This window comes from Antarctobacter jejuensis (assembly GCF_052266595.1).
GTDB lineage: Bacteria > Pseudomonadota > Alphaproteobacteria > Rhodobacterales > Rhodobacteraceae > Antarctobacter > Antarctobacter jejuensis.
The window spans coordinates 193,634-210,173 of record NZ_JBQQXJ010000004.1 but is presented as its reverse complement, the minus strand read 5'-3'; the positions used below and the strand labels follow the sequence as shown (position 1 = coordinate 210,173).

Sequence of the window (16,540 nt, the reverse complement as noted above, 5' to 3'; positions counted from 1 at the left end):
GAGCGATGCGAAAGCTTACCTTGAGCGTCGCTCTCTGCCTTGGCCTGCCGATGGCGGGCCATGCGCAGAGCGGCGAAATCTTCATCCCCGGTTCCGACCCGCTGGTCGAAATCAAACCGCAGCCGCAAAGCCAGATGGCAAGCTGCCTGCTGAACCCCAACGCCGCCAACTGCGCCAGCGTTGACATCGACCCCGGCGGTATCGCCTTTGAAAGCGCCGGGCCGCAGGTCGAGTTCGAAACCCTCGTTCTGGACCTCGACACCAACAAGGTGACGGTCACCAAAACGCCGCCGCCGGAGCCGCCCAAGTATGACGCCCCGCAGCCCAAGACGACGGGCAAGGTGGCATTGCCCTCGGTCGCGATCACCATCGAATTCGACTATGACAGTGACCGCATCCGCCATGACCAGCGCGGCAAGATCGACAGCCTGCTGGCCGCGCTGAACGATCCGGCGCTCAAGGGCACGTCCTACGCCGTGATCGGCCATACCGACGCGGTCGGCTCCGAAGGCTACAATTGTGACCTGTCGCTGCGCCGCGCGGCCTCTGTCACCCGCTCGCTGGAAGGGGCCTATGTCAGCGTTCCCCTCTACCCGGTTGGCTGGGGCGAATATGTGCTCAAGAACGAGTACGATCCGCGCGCGGCGGAAAACCGGCGCGTGACCTTCATGCGCCTGCCCAATACGCCGGGTTCGGTGCTGCAAACGGCAAGCGCGGTCTGCCAGTACTGACCCTCTGGTGCGAGACAAACGAAAACGGGCGGACCTTTGCGGTTCGCCCGTTTTTTCTTGGCCGCGACGAATTCGAACTATCAGTGTCGCCACCCAAGGCCCGAAACATGAATGGAAAAGTCGATTTTGCCTTCACCTCTTCAGATTAGTCGTTAACCTTGGGAAAGCCGGATTACGGCCCGACTGACAAAAGACTTTGGAAGGATGTCCGATTATGGTTGGTGTGATTACATCGAGCGACGAACCGCAGGCGAAGCTCGGCCAATTCCTCACCTACCGGATGTCACGCCTTCAGGCCAAACTGAACGCACAGGCCTCACGCATATTGCGGGATCACGCGGGGATCACCATCACCCAATGGCGTATCATCGCCGTTCTGGGGGATGGCGGCAGTTGCACCGCGGCACAGCTGTCCCGCATGACGGCCATGGACAAGGGCCTGATCAGCCGCAACGTCAAGACGCTCAACAGCGAAGGGTTCATCACCATTTCGCGCGACAGCAGCGACAACCGCGCTTTGCACCTGAACCTGACCGACAAGGGGCACAAGGTCTTTGACCACACCTTTCCTCGGATGAGCGCACGACAAACGGCACTGCGGTCCTATCTCGACGAGATCGACCCAGAGCTTTTGTTGCTGGCCTTTGATAAGCTGGAGCGCGCGGCCGAGGATCCCACCGTCTAGGGGCGCAGCCGCTTTCGCAGGCTCTGACCACCGGCACCAAAACCTCCACGAAGGCCATCGAATGTCCCAGGATCAGGAACTCTTCATCGGCGCGGCTCGGCTTGTCCTGCCGTCGGAACACCGCCTGCCCAGGATCATGGCGGATCATCCGCATTACGATTACCTCTACTGGAACCTGATCCGCGCGATCCTTGAGGACAACGCCATCAAGGACGGCGCCCTGATCGACATCGGCGCCAATGTCGGTGACACGATCAGCCATTTCCGCCGGTTTTCGGAAGGTCCGGTCTGGGGCATCGAACCCGATCCCGGCTATTTCTCCTATCTGGAACGCAACACCGCCCAATTCGAAAACATCCGGCTCAGCCATGCCATTGCCGCCCCGGACGCAGCGCAGAACCGCGTGCGGCTGGCCGTGCATCATGGCACCGGCTCTTCGTCGCTGGAGGACGAGGAGGCCGAACTCTACCGTGGCGACCGCATCTCTCCGCAAGAGATTGCCGAGGCGTTGACACCGGAAACCGTCCTGAAATCCGATACCGACGGGTTCGACGGGCGGATCATCCGCACCGTGACAGAGATGATGGCGCAATCGCGCACCCGCCCGGCCATCATCGCGTTCGAAGGCCCCACCCGCCAACAAACAGAGCGCGGGCAGATCGACGAACACCGTGGCGCGCTGCGCCGCCTGCAACAACTGGGCTACCGGGTGCACATGCTGACGAATACCGGGCATCCGGTCGCGACGGTCGGGTGCAGCACCAGTGCGCTGGACCTGATGATGGACACGCACCGCAACGCGCTGCAGGCGGGCACCATGATGTGCCCCTACCTTGACTTCATCTGTGTTGCCCCCGGGCTGGGCGCCAACGCGCTGTTCTATCCGCCCCGCGTGGCCAAGGCGATCTGGGCGGATATCCACCCGCCCGCCGAGACCGCCGAGGACACCGCTAAATCGTGACGCGCGCGCAGCCCTGTGCGGCGCTTTCGGCAATGGCGTGGATGACCCGTTCGAACCCCAGCGCGTCCTGCATCGTCGGGAAACAGGGCCGACCATCGCGGATCGCGCGCAGCAGGTCCCCGGCTTCCAGCGTCTTGAGGTCGCCGAACCCCAACTGGTGGCCCGGCGCCGGGACAAAGGCACCGTAGGGGGCGTGTTCCGGATTGGTCAGGATCGTGCGAAAGCCCTGTTCGGACTTCGGCCCTTCGTTGACGTACAACTGCAACTCGTTCATCCGCTCCTGCGCAAAGCAGATCATGCCCTTGGTGCCATGCACCTCCCAGTCCAGCCGGTTCTTGCGTCCCCAGGCCGACCGTGAGGTCGAGATGGATCCATGCGCACCACTGGCAAAGCGCAACAGCGCCGTGGCGGTATCCTCGTTCTCCACCACAGCCCGGCCCGACCCGTCCGGCAAGGGCCGGGTTGCGTGGATGATCTGCGTGTCGGCGACAAGGCTTTCGATGGGGCCGCACAGCCCCACCACCAGTGATACAAGGTGACACCCAAGGTCGCCCAGGGTGCCCAGCCCGGCATCCTTCAGCCGCGCTCGCCAAGTCCACGCAAGGTCCGGATCCGCCTGGTAATCCTCATCCACCCAGCCGCGCACATGCACGACGCGCCCGATCCGGCCTTCGTCGATCAGCTTCTTCGCGTGCAGGAAGGCCGGATTGCGGATGTAGTTGTAGCCAACCATGGTCACGGTTCCCGCATCGCGCGCCACGGCGACCATCTCTTCGGCGTCCGCCATGGTCAGCGCCATCGGCTTTTCGCACCAGACGTGTTTGCCGGCCTTCAGCGCCGCGCAGGCCATTTCAAGATGCAGGTTGTTCGGAGTGGTGATCGAAACCACGTCCACGCGCGGATCCGCGACCAAGGCACGCCAGTCATCGGTCGCGCGGGCAAAGCCGAACTGATCGGCCATCTCTGCCGCTTTGGCCTCGGGCGTGTCACAGAGCATCTCCAGCCGAACCTGCGGCAGATCCCGCCCCAGCACCGCCCGTGCCGCCCGCCACGCCAGGGCATGGGTCTTGCCCATAAAGCCCGTTCCGATCAGACCGATTCCCAGTTCCGTCATGGCGTCCTCCTGCCGCTGTCAGTCCTGCCTACCCCACAGGGATCTCTCCCTCCCAGAGTTTCCGCTCATCGGGGATTGGAAATCTTTCAAAAACCATCATCATGCGGGAAACACCTCTCTCAGACTTGCAGGACCAGTTATGGCCAAACGCCCGACCATTACCGACCTCGCCCGCGAAAGCGGTGTCAGCGTGGCCACCGTGGATCGCGTTCTGAACGGCCGCGCCAAGGTGCGCGAGGAAACCGCCCGCCGTGTCTATGAGGCCGCGCAGAGGATCGGCTATCACGCCGCGGCGCTGATCGGGCAACGCATGTTTGCCGATCTGCCGGAGATGCGTTTTGGCTTTGTCTTTCCAAAGGGGCGGCAGAATTTCTGGCAGGCGGTTGCGCGCGAAATGGAGATCGCCGTCAACAACGCCCCCGGCATCCGGGGCCAGATGTCGCTGGAATTCGTGGCCTCGCAAAGCCCCGGCGACATCGCCGACCTGATGACCAAACTGGCCGGTTCCTGTCATGCGGTCGCCGCCTCTGCCGTCAACCACGTCCAGATCACCGACACCGTCATGCAATTGCAGGAACAGGGCGTTCCCTGTTTTTCCCTGCTGAACGATTTCGCGCAGGGCGTCCGGCAAGGGTACGTCGGGCTCAACAACATGAAGGCCGGGCGCATCGCCGCGCATATGATGCTCAAGGCCACCGCGCGGCCGGGCAAACTGGCGGTTTTTGTCGGCGGTTATCGCTGGCACGGGCATGAATTGCGCGAAACCGGCTTTCGCAGCTATTTCCGCGAATACAGCCCGGATTTCACCGTGCTCGACACGATGGTGAACCTCGAAACGCGGCAGTTGACCTATGAGGCGACGCTGGAACTCTTGCAGCGGCACCCGGATCTGCGCGGTCTTTATTGCGCGGGCGGCGGCATGGAAGGGGCCATCGCCGCCCTGCGCGAGGCCCGCGCGCCGGGGCAGGTCGCGCTGATCCTGCACGAACTGACGCCCGAGTCGCGCGGCGCCCTTGTGGACCGCTACGCCGAAATGGCGATCGCAACCCCGCTGGAGCGGCTCTGCGCGGCGACCGTCCGGCTGATGACCGAAGCTGTCCAACGGGATGACACGGCGGCGGCAGGCCAGCATTTCCTTGGCCCGGATCTCTACCTGCCCGAATCCGTCTGAAACCTGTCAGCCCTGTTTTGGCCCGCCGACAGGGTTTCGATCATGCATGCCATGTTCCGGCCCTCCGCTCCATCATGATCCCTCATGAATGCAAGGAATCACTCCATGGGGAATTGACCAGACCGCCCCTGCCGGATCACCTTGGCGCCGACACGCGCCACGCTGAGGAGAGTGGCGCGTTCCCTATCGACGTTCCGGAAAGGCAGTTTGGCATGGGCAAGACCCTTGATGTGATCACCATTGGCCGATCCTCCGTGGATCTCTACGGCGCGCAGATCGGCGGCCGCCTCGAAGACATGGCAAGCTTCAACAAATACATCGGGGGGTCGCCAACCAATATCGCTGCCGGGACCGCGCGCCTTGGCCTGAAATCGGCCTTGATCACCCGTGTCGGCGACGAACACATGGGCCGGTTCATCACCGAGGAATTGCAAAAGGAAGGCGTGGACACGCGCGGCATCGTCACCGATCCCGAACGCCTGACCGCGCTTGTGCTGCTGGGCATCCGTGATCAGGAACAGTTTCCGCTGATCTTCTACCGCGACAACTGCGCCGACATGGCGCTCTGCGAAGAGGACATCGACGAAGGTTTCGTGACCGAGGCCCGCGCCGTCGTCGCCACCGGCACCCATCTCAGCCACCCGCGTACAGAGGCCGCGGTGCTGAAGGCGCTGAACATCGCGCGCGCCAACGGCATGCAGACCGCGCTGGACATCGACTATCGCCCGAACCTCTGGGGGCTGTCCGGCCACGGCGACGGCGAAAACCGGTTCATCGCCTCCGACAAGGTGACCGCGAAACTGCAAAGCACGCTGCACCTCTTTGACCTGATCGTCGGCACGGAGGAAGAGTTTCACATCGCGGGCGGCAGCACCGACACCCTCGCGGCGCTGCGCGCTGTGCGCCGGGTGTCTGGCGCGACGCTGGTCTGCAAGCGCGGCGCGATGGGCGCAGTCGCCTTTACCGGTGACATCCCCGACAGCCTTGACGACGGCCAGTCCGGCCCGGGTTTCCCGATCGAGGTGTTCAACGTCCTTGGCGCGGGCGATGGGTTCATGTCCGGCCTGCTCAAGGGCTGGCTGACCGATCAGGACTGGCCCACCGCGCTGAAATACGCCAACGCCTGCGGGGCCTTTGCCGTCTCGCGCCATGGCTGCACGCCCGCCTACCCCTCTTGGGCGGAGCTGGAATTCTTCCTCAACCGGGGCGTCAAGGTAAAGGCGCTGCGTCAGGACGAGGAGTTGGAACAGGTCCACTGGGCCACCAACCGCAAGGGCGACTGGTCTACCATGCGGGTCTTTGCCTTTGACCACCGGATGCAGCTGGAGGATCTGCAAGGCGCGACGCCGGACAAGATCGGCGCGTTCAAGACACTCTGCCTTGAGGCCTGCGCTCAGGTTTCCAACGGCCAGCCCGGCTATGGCCTGCTCTGCGACTCTCGGCTGGGCCGCGACGCGCTGTACAAGGCGGCGGGTTCGGGTCTCTGGATTGGCCGCCCGGTGGAATGGCCGGGGTCGCGCCCCCTGACGCTCGAACCCGAAATCGGGCCCGATTATGGGGGCCTGAACGAATGGCCGCTGGAACATGTGGTCAAGGTGCTGTGCTTCTACCACCCCGACGACACGGCAGAGATGAAGGCAGACCAAGAGGCCACCGTCACCCGCCTGTTCCACGCCTGCCGCCGCAACCGTCTGGAATTCCTGCTGGAGGTGATCCCGTCCAAGGCCGGTGCCGTCGATGACGACACCACCGCGCAGGTGATCCGGCGCTTTTACGAACTGGGCGTCTATCCCGACTGGTGGAAGCTGGAACCGATGACAACGGCGCGGGCCTGGGAAAAAACCGTGGCCGCGATCGAGGAAAATGATCCCAACACCCGTGGTATCGTGGTGCTGGGTCTGGGGTCCGAAGATTCGGCGCTGAAGGACAGCTTTGAGGTCGCCGCCAAATATCCGCTGGTCAAAGGCTTTGCCGTCGGCCGCACGATCTTTGCCGAGGTGGCAAATAACTGGATGACCGGGGCGATCACGGACGCAGAGGCCGTGGCGCGGATGAAAGACAATTACGCCCGTCTCTGCGGCTACTGGGATGCCGCAAGGGGGATCATGAAATGAGCCGACATGTTGGAGTTACCTTTACCCCGGTTTCCGGCACGGGTGCCGGACTGGGCCGCACCGAAACCGGGCACGCCGTCATTGCCGACAGGCCGCAGGACAAGGCTGGCGGCAGCGGTCTGGGCCTGAACGGAGCCGAATTGCTGGCCTCGGCGCTGGGCGGCTGCTTTTGGAACGATCTGCATTACATCGCGGTCGAGCAATCGGCTGCGGTCCGCGTCGGCAGCGTCCATGCCGAAGTCGAACTTGCCGGAAGCCCGATGCGGATCGTCCGCGCCAAGATCGCGGCGCGGCTGGACGGACCGGACACCCTGTCCTGCCAGCGGGTGTTCGACCACGCACGCGAAACCAGCACGGTCGCGAATTCGTTGACCGGCGCGCTTGCCATTTCCTTTGATCTGATGACCGGCGGAGGCCCCCAATGACCACGATCCGACTGACCGCCGCGCAGGCGATGGTGCGCTATCTTTCGGCGCAGATGAATGAGGACGGCGAGCGTTTCCTTGCTGGCTGCTGGGCCATCTTCGGCCATGGCAACGTCGCCGGTCTGGGTGAGGCGTTGCATGGGGCCAAGGACGACTTCCCCACATGGCGCGGACACAACGAACAGACCATGGCGCACACCGCCATCGCCTTTGCCAAGCAGTCCCAGCGCAAGCGCGCGATGATGGTCACCTCCTCCATCGGGCCGGGGGCGACAAACATGGTCACCGCCGCCGCGCTGGCCCATGTGAACCGCCTGCCGGTCCTGCTGGTCCCCGGTGACGTCTTTGCCAACCGTGGCCCCGATCCGGTGCTGCAACAGGTCGAGGATTTTGAGGACGGCACGATCAGCGCCAATGACTGCTTCAGGCCGGTGTCGCGCTACTTCGACCGGATCACCCGGCCCGAACAACTGCTGACCGCCCTCCCCCGCGCGCTGGCCACCATGACCGATCCGGCACAATGCGGCCCGGTCACGCTGGCCTTCTGTCAGGACGTGCAGGCAGAGGCCTATGATTACCCGGCCAGCTTCTTCGAGCCGCGCACATGGTTCCTGCGCCGCATCCGCCCCGATCACCACGAATTGCACCGCGTCGTGGAAAAGCTTCGCGCCGCCAAGCGCCCGGTCATCGTCGCGGGTGGCGGTGTGCATTTCTCGGACGCCTGTCACGAGCTTCAGGATTTTGCCGAAACCCACAACATCCCTGTCGTTGAGACGCAGGCGGGCAAGTCGGCGCTGGCATGGGATCACCCGCTGAACCTTGGCCCTGTCGGGGTGACCGGCGCGGCCTCCGCCAATGCCGTCTGCGCCGAGGCGGATCTGGTTCTGGGCGTCGGCACCCGGTTTCAGGATTTCACCACCGGGTCGTGGACCGTGTTCAAACACGCCACCTTGGTCAGCCTGAACGTCAACGCCTACGACGCGGTCAAACACGGCGCGCTGCCGCTGCAATCCGACGCCAAGACCGGCCTGACCGATCTGGCGCTGGAGTTGACCAGTTACCGGGCCGAGGATGTCTCGCCGCAGCTCAAGGCGAACTGGTTCGCCTCTGTCGATCCCCTGACCGATGCGCCCGCTGACGGCAACTCCCTGCCCACCGATCAACAGGTGATCGGCGCGGTCCAGCGCGCCTCTGGCCCCGACACCGTGGTGATGTGCGCCGCCGGCACCATGCCGGGTGAGTTGCACAAGCTGTGGAAGGCCCCGCGCCCCGGTGCCTATCACATGGAATACGGGTTCAGCTGCATGGGCTATGAAATCGCCGGCGCCATCGGCATCAAGATGGCCCAGCCCGACCGCGACGTGATCTGCATGATCGGCGACGGCAGCTACATGATGGCCAATTCCGAACTGGCCACCGCCGCCGCCATGGGCATCAAGATCACCCTCGTGATCACCGACAACCGTGGCTTTGGCTGCATCAACCGGCTGCAGATGGGCACCGGCGGGGCCGAGTTCAACAACCTGCTGGACCACTCCTCGGCCGCCGCAAGCAACATCGACTTTGCCGCCCACGCCGCATCCATGGGCGCGGCTGCGGTTCAGGTTCAGACCATCGCCGAACTGGAAGAGGCGCTGACCCGCGCGCGCGACGCCACCGGCCCCTTCGTCGTGGTCATCGACACCGATCCCTACCCCAGCACGCCGCACGGCGGTCACTGGTGGGACGTGGCCGTGCCAGAGGTCTCGCCGCGCGACGAGGTGAAAGAAGCCCGCAAGACCTATGAGGCGGCCCTGAACGACCGCAGCTGACAGATAACAAGTGCCGGGCTGAAGCCCGGCCTACCCCTTGGCCCCAAACGGAAAGACTTTGACATGAGCGTCAAGATCGGGATCTCCCCAATCGCGTGGCAGAACGACGACCTGCCCGACATCACCGCCGCCTACACCATGGAACAGGCGCTGCAGGAAAGCCGCGAGATCGGCTATACCGGCGTCGAACGCGGCCAGCGCATGCCGCATGACACCGAAGGCCTGCGCGCCTACCTGGAAAAATACGACATCGCGCTCTGCGGCGGCTGGTGCTCGGGCAATCTGCTGGTCAACGACGTTCAGAATGAAATCGAGGCCGTGCGCCAGCAGGTTGAACAGTTCGTCGCCCTGAACAGCCCGGTCATCGTCTATGCCGAATGCTCGAACACCGTACAGGGCCAGCAGGGCACTCCGGTCAACAACCGCCCCAAGCTGTCCAAAGACGAGGTCCAGGCCTACGCGGCCAAGCTCTCCGAACTTGCCAAGTGGATGGCGGATCAGGGCATGCCGATGGCCTATCATCACCACATGGGCTCGATCATCGAAGATGAGGACGACGTGAACTGGCTGATGGAGGGATCCTCCGACGCGGTCTCCCTGTGTTTCGACACCGGCCACCTGCTGTTCGGCGGCGGTGACGTCATGGCAACGCTGGACCGCTGGTCGCACCGCGTCCGCCACGTCCACTTCAAGGACATTCGCCCCGCGGTGGTCAAAGACGTGCGCGCAAACGACCGCAGCTTTCTTGATGCCGTGATCGCGGGCGCCTTCACCGTGCCCGGCGACGGCTGCATCGATTTTCAGGCCGTCGCGGACAAGCTCAACGCGATGGATTACAACGGCTGGATCGTGGTCGAGGCCGAACAGGACCCGGCCAAGGCCCCGCCCTACGAATACTCCGAAAAGGGCTATCAGCATATCCTGCAGGTCTGCGCCAAGGCCGGCCTGACCATCGAGGCCTGATGCCATGAGCCTCAAGAGCACCTTCGACATACAGCATCCGTTCTTCCTGCCGCTCTGGCGGCGGATCGTTGTCGTGGTGCTCGCCCTTGGCTGGGCTCTGGTCGAACTGATCGGCGGAAACCCCGGCTGGGCCCTGCTCTTTGGTGCGAGCGGTCTCTACTGCGCGCACCAGTTCTTTGTCGCCTTCGACGCAGAGGCGATCCGCGAAAGACACAAACAAGACGATCAGGGAGAAGAGCCATGAAAGACACCGCCTATTTCGACATGACCGCCTGTGACCTGGCGGAATTCGCGCAACTGACCAGCCAGACGCTGGCCGTCTCCGATCTGCGGTTCGCTGCCTCGGTCGAAAAGAACGTCCCAGTCTACGACATCCCCGCCCTGCAGCCGGTGCTGAACGATACGGCGCAGCGTCAGGAACTCTTGGCGGAATGGGGGCATGTGCTGGGCAAATCCTCCGGTGTCCTCGCGCTCAAGTCGGCCTATTCCGATACCGCCCCCATCGACGCCGCGACCGAGATCTTTGACCGCATCATCGACCGCGAACAGGCGGCGGGCAAAGGGGCGGGAGATCATTTCGCCAAGGCGGGCGCCAATGCCCGCATCTGGAACGCACTGCAGAAACACTGCATCGAGGACCCGCAGGCCTTCGCGCTCTATTACGGCAACACGGCGCTCGCTGCGGTCTGCGAGGCATGGCTTGGCCCCTATTACCAGATGACCGCGCAGGTGAACCTTGTCCGCCCCGGCGGACAGGCCCAAACCGCGCACCGCGACTATCACCTTGGCTTTCAGACCGCCGAGGTGGCCGCCCGCTTCCCGGCGCATGTGCATGACCTCTCGGCGGTCATGACCCTGCAAGGGGCGGTGGCCCATTGCGACATGCCCATCGAAAGCGGCCCGACCAAGCTCTTGCCCTTCTCGCAACTCTTCCGGCCCGGCTACATGGCCTACCGCCGCGACGATTTCCGCGAATACTTCGAGGAACACTGCATCCAACTGCCGCTGCAAAAGGGTGACGCGGTGTTCTTCAACCCGGCGCTGTTCCACGGCGCGGGGGAAAACCGCAGCAAGGATATTCAGCGCATGGCCAACCTGTTGCAGATCTCCTCGGCCTTTGGCCGCGCGATGGAAACGATAGACCGCACCGCCATGTGCCGCGTGCTATATCCCGCCGTGCAGCAACTGCGCAGGTCGGGTCAGCTTGACACCGGCACCACGGCCGCCGCCGTGGCCGCCGCGGCCGAAGGCTATTCCTTCCCCACCAATCTGGACAACGATCCACCGCTGGGCGGCCTTGCCCCCGAAACGCAAGCCGCGCTGTTCCATCGCGCCCTCTCCGAAGGCTTCTCTCCCGATGCCTTCGCGCAGGCGCTGGACGAACAGAACGCCCGCCGCCAGCCCTGAGCCCAAGGCGCGCCCCCCAAGGCCCGAACCCCAAGGACAGACACATGACCCTGCTTCTCCGCAAACCCTCCGGCACCACTGGCAAGGTGCAGGACATCACCATCGAAAACGCCCGCACCCCGGAAAGCCCGGAATGGGCTTACGTCGGTTTCGATCTCTGGCGCCTCGCGCCGGGGGACACGGCCAGGGGCGCCACCGGCGACCTTGAGGCGATCCTTGTTCTGGTCGAAGGCAAGGCGCAGATCAGCGGCGCGGGCAAGGAGTTCGGCGAATTGGGCGAGCGGATGAGCGTCTTCGACCGCATCCCGCCGCACGCGGTCTACATCCCCAAAGGCGCGGACTGGTCCGCCGTGGCCACCACCGACTGCACGCTTGCGGTCTGCACCGCACCTGCCACCGCCGAGTACCCGGCGGCACAGATCGGTCCTGACGGGATCGACCTTGTCGAGCGCGGCAAGGGATCGAACACCCGCTACATCCATCCCATCGCGATGGAAGAGCGCGATGTGGCCTCATCGCTCTTGGTGACAGAGGTCTACACCCCGCAAGGGCACTGGTCCTCCTACCCGCCGCACCGTCATGACGAGGATGACTATCCCAACATGACCTACCTCGAAGAGACCTATTACCACCGCCTGAACCCGGCGCAGGGCTACGGTCATCAGCGGGTCTTTACCGAGGACGGCACATTGGACGTCACCATGTCCGTCTCTGACCATGACGTGACTCTGGTGCCCAAGGGCCACCACCCCTGCGCCGCCCCCTACGGGTACGAAATGTACTATCTCAACGTCATGGCCGGCCCGCTGCGCAAATGGCGCTTCAAGAACCACCCGGACCACGACTGGATTGCCCAGCGCGACGCGTAACACACTGGACCCCGACGCGCCGCTCTCCCTATGGTGGCACAAAGGGAGGCGCGCGCGACTATGTGGACCCGGCTGGTCGAGATTTCGAATACCTTTGTGTCATTGGCCGGGGCGGTGGCGGTTACTGTCGCCGTCGGCCACGCCGTCCCCGGCGTCGCCAGCTATATCAAGCTGGGATATGGCTATCTCTACGGCATCTCCGGCGCGGTCTATTACGAAACCGGCCCGGAGGATGACCTGACCAAGGACGGGCAGCTTTTCCTGATCAAACACGGGCCCCGCCGGTATGAGAACATATCGCGCGGAGACATCCTTCAGGCCAATTCCGCCGTCCGGTTCCGCAACCTGAGCGAAGACGCGGAGGGGTATCACATCGGTCCCGAGATTTTCGTGATGTCACGGGGGCAATGCGTCGTCGTCCGTCACCGGCTGACCGCCGAGTCGATCACCGGACCGCCGGGATCCGGCGGCTGGCTGCACGTCTCGACCAGCGCCTGCGGATTCTTCCAATAGGCCTCAGTCCGGCAGGACCTTGCCGGGGTTCAGGATGCCGTTCGGGTCCAGCGCCTGCTTGATTGCGCGCATCATGTCCAAGGCCACCGCATCCTTGCGCCGCGCCATCGACGGGCGTTTGCTCAATCCGATGCCGTGCTCGGCAGAGAACGAGCCACCCAGCGACAGGACCACATCCTCGACCGCTTCCATCACCGCATCCTTTGCCCCGGGATCGCACAACTGCACGGTATAATGCACGTTCCCGTCGCCCAGATGCGCCACCACAGAGGTCCGCGCGCCGGGATCAATCCCCGTAAGCACACTGTCCGCCCGGTCCAGAAAGATGCCAACCTTGTCCAACGGCACAGAGACATCGTTGACCAGCACATGCGGCCGGGCATAGGCCAGTTCGGCTGCCGCCTCGCGCAGCGCCCACATCCCGGTGCGTTGTGCCCCGGTCTGGGCCACAACGGCGTCCAGAACCGCGCCCTCCTCCATCATAGAGGCAAGCACCTCTTCCAGATATTCGGCCAGCGGCACCGCCCCGTTCGGCCCCGGGGTCACATCGCGCGGCGCGGTTGCGCCCAGTTCGACAAGGATGTTGACCGCATGTTCGCGGTCAAAGGGCGGGCGGGTGCCGGGATGCATTTCCTGATAGGCCCGCAGATAAGCGCCCGGCATGTATTCAAAGGCCTCGACCGCGCCGCCGGTGGCATCCTGCAACTGGTACAGCACCTCCAGCGCGCCAGCCACGGACTCTGCCGCCACCATCGCGGTGGCAAAGGCGCGCGGCTGCGGCACCAGTTTCAGCACCGCCCGCGTGATCACGCCCAGCGTCCCCTCAGACCCGATCAGCAGGTGCCGCAGGTCATAGCCGGTGTTGTTCTTGTGCAGTTCCGACATCAGGTCGACGACCCGCCCATCGGCCATCACCGCCTCCAGCCCCAGCACCAGATCGCGCGTATTGCCATAGCGCAGCACGTTGGACCCGCCCGCGTTCATCGCCAGCAACCCGCCGATCCGGGCCGATCCCTTGGCGCCGAAGGTCATCGGGAAATTCAGCCCCTCCGCCTCTGCTGCCGCGTGCAGGTCGCTCAGGATCACACCGGCCTCGACCACGGCCAGTCGCGCACCCGCGCGCAGTTCCTGAATGGCGTTCATCCGGTCCAGCGAGAGCATCACCGCCCCCGCGCCATAGCTGCCGCCCGACAACCCGGTGTTGCCGGACACCGGCACCACCGGCACCCGCGCCTCATTCGCCAGCCGCAACACCGCCGAGACCTGTTGCGTGGATCGCGGCCGCACCACGCAAAGCGGCTCCCACGTATACTGCCCGGTCCAGTCGCGCGACCACGCGCCCATGTCCTCTCCGGTCAGCAGGTCACCATCGCCCAGCACCCCGCGCAGATCGTCGATCAGGCTCATTCCGGCACCTGAAAGGTCAAAGAGGCCCAGAGGCTCTCCCACGCCGGGTCCTTTTCCTCGACCACGTCGAGATCGCGCATCACCACGCTGTCCACGAGGTAAAAATTGCCCGGCGTCACCTCGACCACGGCCCGCCCCTCGGCATCCGTACGGTAAAGCCGGATCGCCACATCGCCCTCGGGCGTCTTTTCGAACAGTTCCACCTGCACATCGGCGCGCGGTGCGCCTTCGTACAGCACACGCACGGGAAACCCGTCCGACAGGTCATCGGTGTAGGGATTCGCCTCGGCCACGATCTCGGTCAGCAGGCCGACCTCTCGGTCCGCCCCCGCCCCGTCACCCAGCGCGACAAGGCTCTTGGCGTGACGCGAATAGCGCTCATGCACAATCTCCTGACCCAGACCGCGCTCCAGATGCCGGTCGATGGCCCATTCGAAATCCTTGTGCTCGCAGAAGTTGGTGAATTTTTCCCACTCGCGATAGGTCAGGCTGTAATCGCGCGTCACATGCACGATGGTCGCCAGCCCCGTCCCCTCCGGCACCATGTCCAGTGCCGGACGATCACCAAGCCGCCCCTCGACCGGCTGCACCCCGGCGTCAGTAACGATGTCAAAGCGGGTGAAGTTGCGCGGGTTATAGCTGTAGGCCGCGCCCTTCAGCTCGCTCCCCACATGGATCGTCGCGACAACCGGCGCCCCTGTCGGCACCTCAAAGACCTGCGGTTCGATCCAGAATTCATGCGCCTGCACGGGCGCCGCCAGCAGCGCCAGCGCGGCAATCAGGTGTTTCATGCGGGCGTTCCTTCGGATGCGCAAATGCTCTGACTGCAATCTAGCGTTCCCCGCCCGCGCTGCAACGCCCCGCTTGGGGTCAGGCCACGCCACGCAGCCGCGTTTCCAACCCGGTGGCCAGTTCAGCCATCTTGCGGCGGAACCGCTTTTCCACGCCCCCCTTGGCCAGCTTCAGCGACTGCACCAACAGCCGCGCCGACAGGGTCTTGGGATGCATGACCGACACCATGTTGATCCGCGTCCGGTTGCGCGACAGCGCCACCACATCGATCTCAAGATCCGTCTCCAACCCACCCGACACGCTGTGAAAGGTCATCCGGTCGGGCGCGTCAAAAGTGACAAGCCGCACCTCGGCCTCACGTTTCTTGCCGCGAAAGGTGAACTTGGCCCGCCACGCCATGCCCGCGCCGGTGACTTCGCCCATGCGCATGATATCGACGCCGCGCCGCAGGGCCTGCCGTTCGATCATGTCGAAATCCGACAGCGCCGCAAAGACCTGATCCTGCGATGCCTCGATATCTTCGCTTGCCTTCAGTTCCATGTGCCCGATCTCGCCGTGTTGTTGTTTGCGGGAACCTTAGCGCAAGATCGGCTTCAATCCAATCTGTCCGCCATCCAGTTGCGCAACATGAAATGTGCAATTGCACCTTTTCTGGCGGGCATCAGCCCCTCGCGCAGGCCCGCCGACGCCTCTGCCGCCTCTTCGCGCGTGACCCAGATGGCGTCTTCCAGCTCGTTGGGGTCGATGCGGATGTCCTCGGTTTCGGCGACACCGTGACAGCCGAACATCAGCGACGATGGAAAGGCCCAGGGCTGGCTGGCCAGGTAATGCACCGGCCCCACCCGCACACCGGCCTCTTCGAAGACCTCGCGGCGCACCGCCGCCTCTATGGTCTCTCCCGGTTCGACAAACCCGGCAAGGCAGGAATACATCCCGTCGGGCCAACCGGGCGACCGGCCCAGAAGGCACTTGTTGCCCCGCGTGATCAGCATGATCACCACCGGGTCGGTGCGCGGGAAATGATGCGCGCCACAGGCCGGGCAGATGCGGGTCCAGCCCGCCTGATGCATCTCGCTGACCGCGCCGCATTTCGCGCAGAACCCGTGCGTGGCGTGCCAGCCGAACATCGCCTTGCCCGTCGCCGCCAGTTCGGCGTCGCGCGCCGACAGCCGGGTCATGATCCGGCGCAGTTCCGCAAACCGCCCCTCGGGACAGGCGGGGTGGCTGTATTCGCTGGGGTCCAGAAAGGACGCCTGCGCCTCGGCGTCGAAATCCGGCGGAGTCCAGCCGGAAATGTCATGACAGAACAGCGCCGCCCCGTCTTCGCGGCCCAGCAGGATCGGCGGCACACCCGCCTCTGCCAACAGCGGATGGGTCAGTGGCAGCCGCAGCAGGTCCAGCGCGCCCTCCCCCTTGACCAGCGGCTTGCCGCGCCAGATCAGAACCGTCCGCGCCCGGGCGTCCTGCATCGCCGCGGCAAGGGCCGGAATGTCGCCGCGCAGTTCCGCCGCGCGGTCCAGCCCCGATCCCCCGAAAGTCACCTGCTCTGCATGTCGCATCCGCGCCGCTCCTGTCCT

At 64.4% G+C, this 16,540-nt stretch carries 17 protein-coding genes; 12 read left to right on the top strand and 5 right to left on the bottom strand.

The genetic code is table 11. The features are described from left to right. Positions 1-5 precede the first annotated feature (5 nt). The 3 genes from ACTXGA_RS07865 (at position 6) to ACTXGA_RS07855 (ending at position 2,377) form a co-directional block, all read left to right on the top strand. Entirely contained in the window at positions 6-731 is a 726-nt protein-coding gene (locus ACTXGA_RS07865) for an OmpA family protein (protein WP_443392597.1), read from the top strand. Between the two features lie 214 nt (positions 732-945). Next, positions 946-1,416 carry a MarR family winged helix-turn-helix transcriptional regulator gene (locus tag ACTXGA_RS07860; protein ID WP_443392596.1) on the top strand — a complete coding sequence of 157 codons (471 nt, stop codon included), beginning with the start codon at positions 946-948 and terminating at the stop codon, positions 1,414-1,416. A gap of 61 nt (positions 1,417-1,477) precedes the next feature. Then, the gene (locus tag ACTXGA_RS07855) at positions 1,478-2,377 is read left to right on the top strand and encodes an FkbM family methyltransferase (protein ID WP_443392595.1); all 900 of its coding nucleotides are present in this window, start codon (positions 1,478-1,480) and stop codon (positions 2,375-2,377) included. Here ACTXGA_RS07855 and ACTXGA_RS07850 read toward each other — a convergent pair. Next, positions 2,367-3,491 (bottom strand): Gfo/Idh/MocA family protein, encoded by a 1,125-nt coding sequence (locus ACTXGA_RS07850; protein WP_443392594.1) that lies wholly within the window; start codon positions 3,489-3,491, stop codon positions 2,367-2,369. The two genes, ACTXGA_RS07855 and ACTXGA_RS07850, sit on opposite strands and share 11 nt — an antisense overlap. 139 nt (positions 3,492-3,630) lie before the next feature. On the opposite strand from ACTXGA_RS07850, the gene ACTXGA_RS07845 reads away from it, so the two are divergent. The 9 genes from ACTXGA_RS07845 to ACTXGA_RS07805 all read left to right on the top strand — a co-directional run bounded on the left by ACTXGA_RS07845 (position 3,631) and on the right by ACTXGA_RS07805 (position 12,764). Beyond that, the gene (locus tag ACTXGA_RS07845; RefSeq protein WP_443392593.1) at positions 3,631-4,662 is read left to right on the top strand and encodes a LacI family DNA-binding transcriptional regulator; all 1,032 of its coding nucleotides are present in this window, start codon (positions 3,631-3,633) and stop codon (positions 4,660-4,662) included. 212 nt (positions 4,663-4,874) lie between these two features. Beyond that, positions 4,875-6,776: a bifunctional 5-dehydro-2-deoxygluconokinase/5-dehydro-2-deoxyphosphogluconate aldolase gene (locus ACTXGA_RS07840; RefSeq protein WP_443392704.1), complete on the top strand. Its 1,902-nt coding sequence runs from the start codon at positions 4,875-4,877 to the stop codon at positions 6,774-6,776. After that, a complete protein-coding gene (locus tag ACTXGA_RS07835; protein WP_443392592.1) occupies positions 6,773-7,201 on the top strand; it encodes an OsmC family protein in 429 nt (142 codons plus the stop codon). The genes ACTXGA_RS07840 and ACTXGA_RS07835 overlap by 4 nt, the downstream gene beginning before the upstream one ends. Continuing rightward, complete coding sequence (gene iolD / locus ACTXGA_RS07830; RefSeq protein ID WP_443392591.1) at positions 7,198-9,012, top strand: 3D-(3,5/4)-trihydroxycyclohexane-1,2-dione acylhydrolase (decyclizing); 1,815 nt, start codon at positions 7,198-7,200, stop codon at positions 9,010-9,012. Before ACTXGA_RS07835 ends, iolD begins: the two co-directional genes overlap by 4 nt. A gap of 63 nt (positions 9,013-9,075) precedes the next feature. Next, positions 9,076-9,975, top strand: coding sequence for a myo-inosose-2 dehydratase (iolE, locus tag ACTXGA_RS07825; protein WP_443392590.1), 900 nt, complete (start codon positions 9,076-9,078; stop codon positions 9,973-9,975). Positions 9,976-9,979: 4 nt separating this feature from the next. After that, positions 9,980-10,219 (top strand): hypothetical protein, encoded by a 240-nt coding sequence (locus ACTXGA_RS07820; protein WP_443392589.1) that lies wholly within the window; start codon positions 9,980-9,982, stop codon positions 10,217-10,219. Further along, the gene (locus ACTXGA_RS07815) at positions 10,216-11,382 is read left to right on the top strand and encodes a phytanoyl-CoA dioxygenase family protein (protein ID WP_443392588.1); all 1,167 of its coding nucleotides are present in this window, start codon (positions 10,216-10,218) and stop codon (positions 11,380-11,382) included. The genes ACTXGA_RS07820 and ACTXGA_RS07815 overlap by 4 nt, the downstream gene beginning before the upstream one ends. Positions 11,383-11,426: 44 nt before the next feature. Beyond that, on the top strand, positions 11,427-12,251 hold the full coding sequence (gene iolB / locus ACTXGA_RS07810; RefSeq protein ID WP_443392587.1) for a 5-deoxy-glucuronate isomerase: 825 nt from the start codon (positions 11,427-11,429) through the stop codon (positions 12,249-12,251). A 60-nt stretch (positions 12,252-12,311) separates the two neighbouring features. Then, positions 12,312-12,764, top strand: a complete 453-nt coding sequence (locus tag ACTXGA_RS07805) for a hypothetical protein (protein ID WP_443392586.1) — start codon at positions 12,312-12,314, stop codon at positions 12,762-12,764. 3 nt (positions 12,765-12,767) lie between these two features. On the opposite strand, the gene ACTXGA_RS07800 is transcribed toward ACTXGA_RS07805, so the two are convergent. From ACTXGA_RS07800 to nudC, 4 genes are all read right to left on the bottom strand, one after another. Continuing rightward, entirely contained in the window at positions 12,768-14,171 is a 1,404-nt protein-coding gene (locus ACTXGA_RS07800) for an FAD-binding oxidoreductase (RefSeq protein WP_443392585.1), read from the bottom strand. Further along, entirely contained in the window at positions 14,168-14,962 is a 795-nt protein-coding gene (locus tag ACTXGA_RS07795) for a DUF4198 domain-containing protein (protein ID WP_443392584.1), read from the bottom strand. Before ACTXGA_RS07795 ends, ACTXGA_RS07800 begins: the two co-directional genes overlap by 4 nt. A 79-nt stretch (positions 14,963-15,041) precedes the next feature. Further along, positions 15,042-15,503: an SRPBCC family protein gene (locus ACTXGA_RS07790; protein WP_443392583.1), complete on the bottom strand. Its 462-nt coding sequence runs from the start codon at positions 15,501-15,503 to the stop codon at positions 15,042-15,044. Positions 15,504-15,556: 53 nt separating this feature from the next. Next, positions 15,557-16,522: an NAD(+) diphosphatase gene (gene nudC / locus ACTXGA_RS07785; protein WP_443392582.1), complete on the bottom strand. Its 966-nt coding sequence runs from the start codon at positions 16,520-16,522 to the stop codon at positions 15,557-15,559. Between the last annotated feature and the right edge of the window lie 18 nt (positions 16,523-16,540).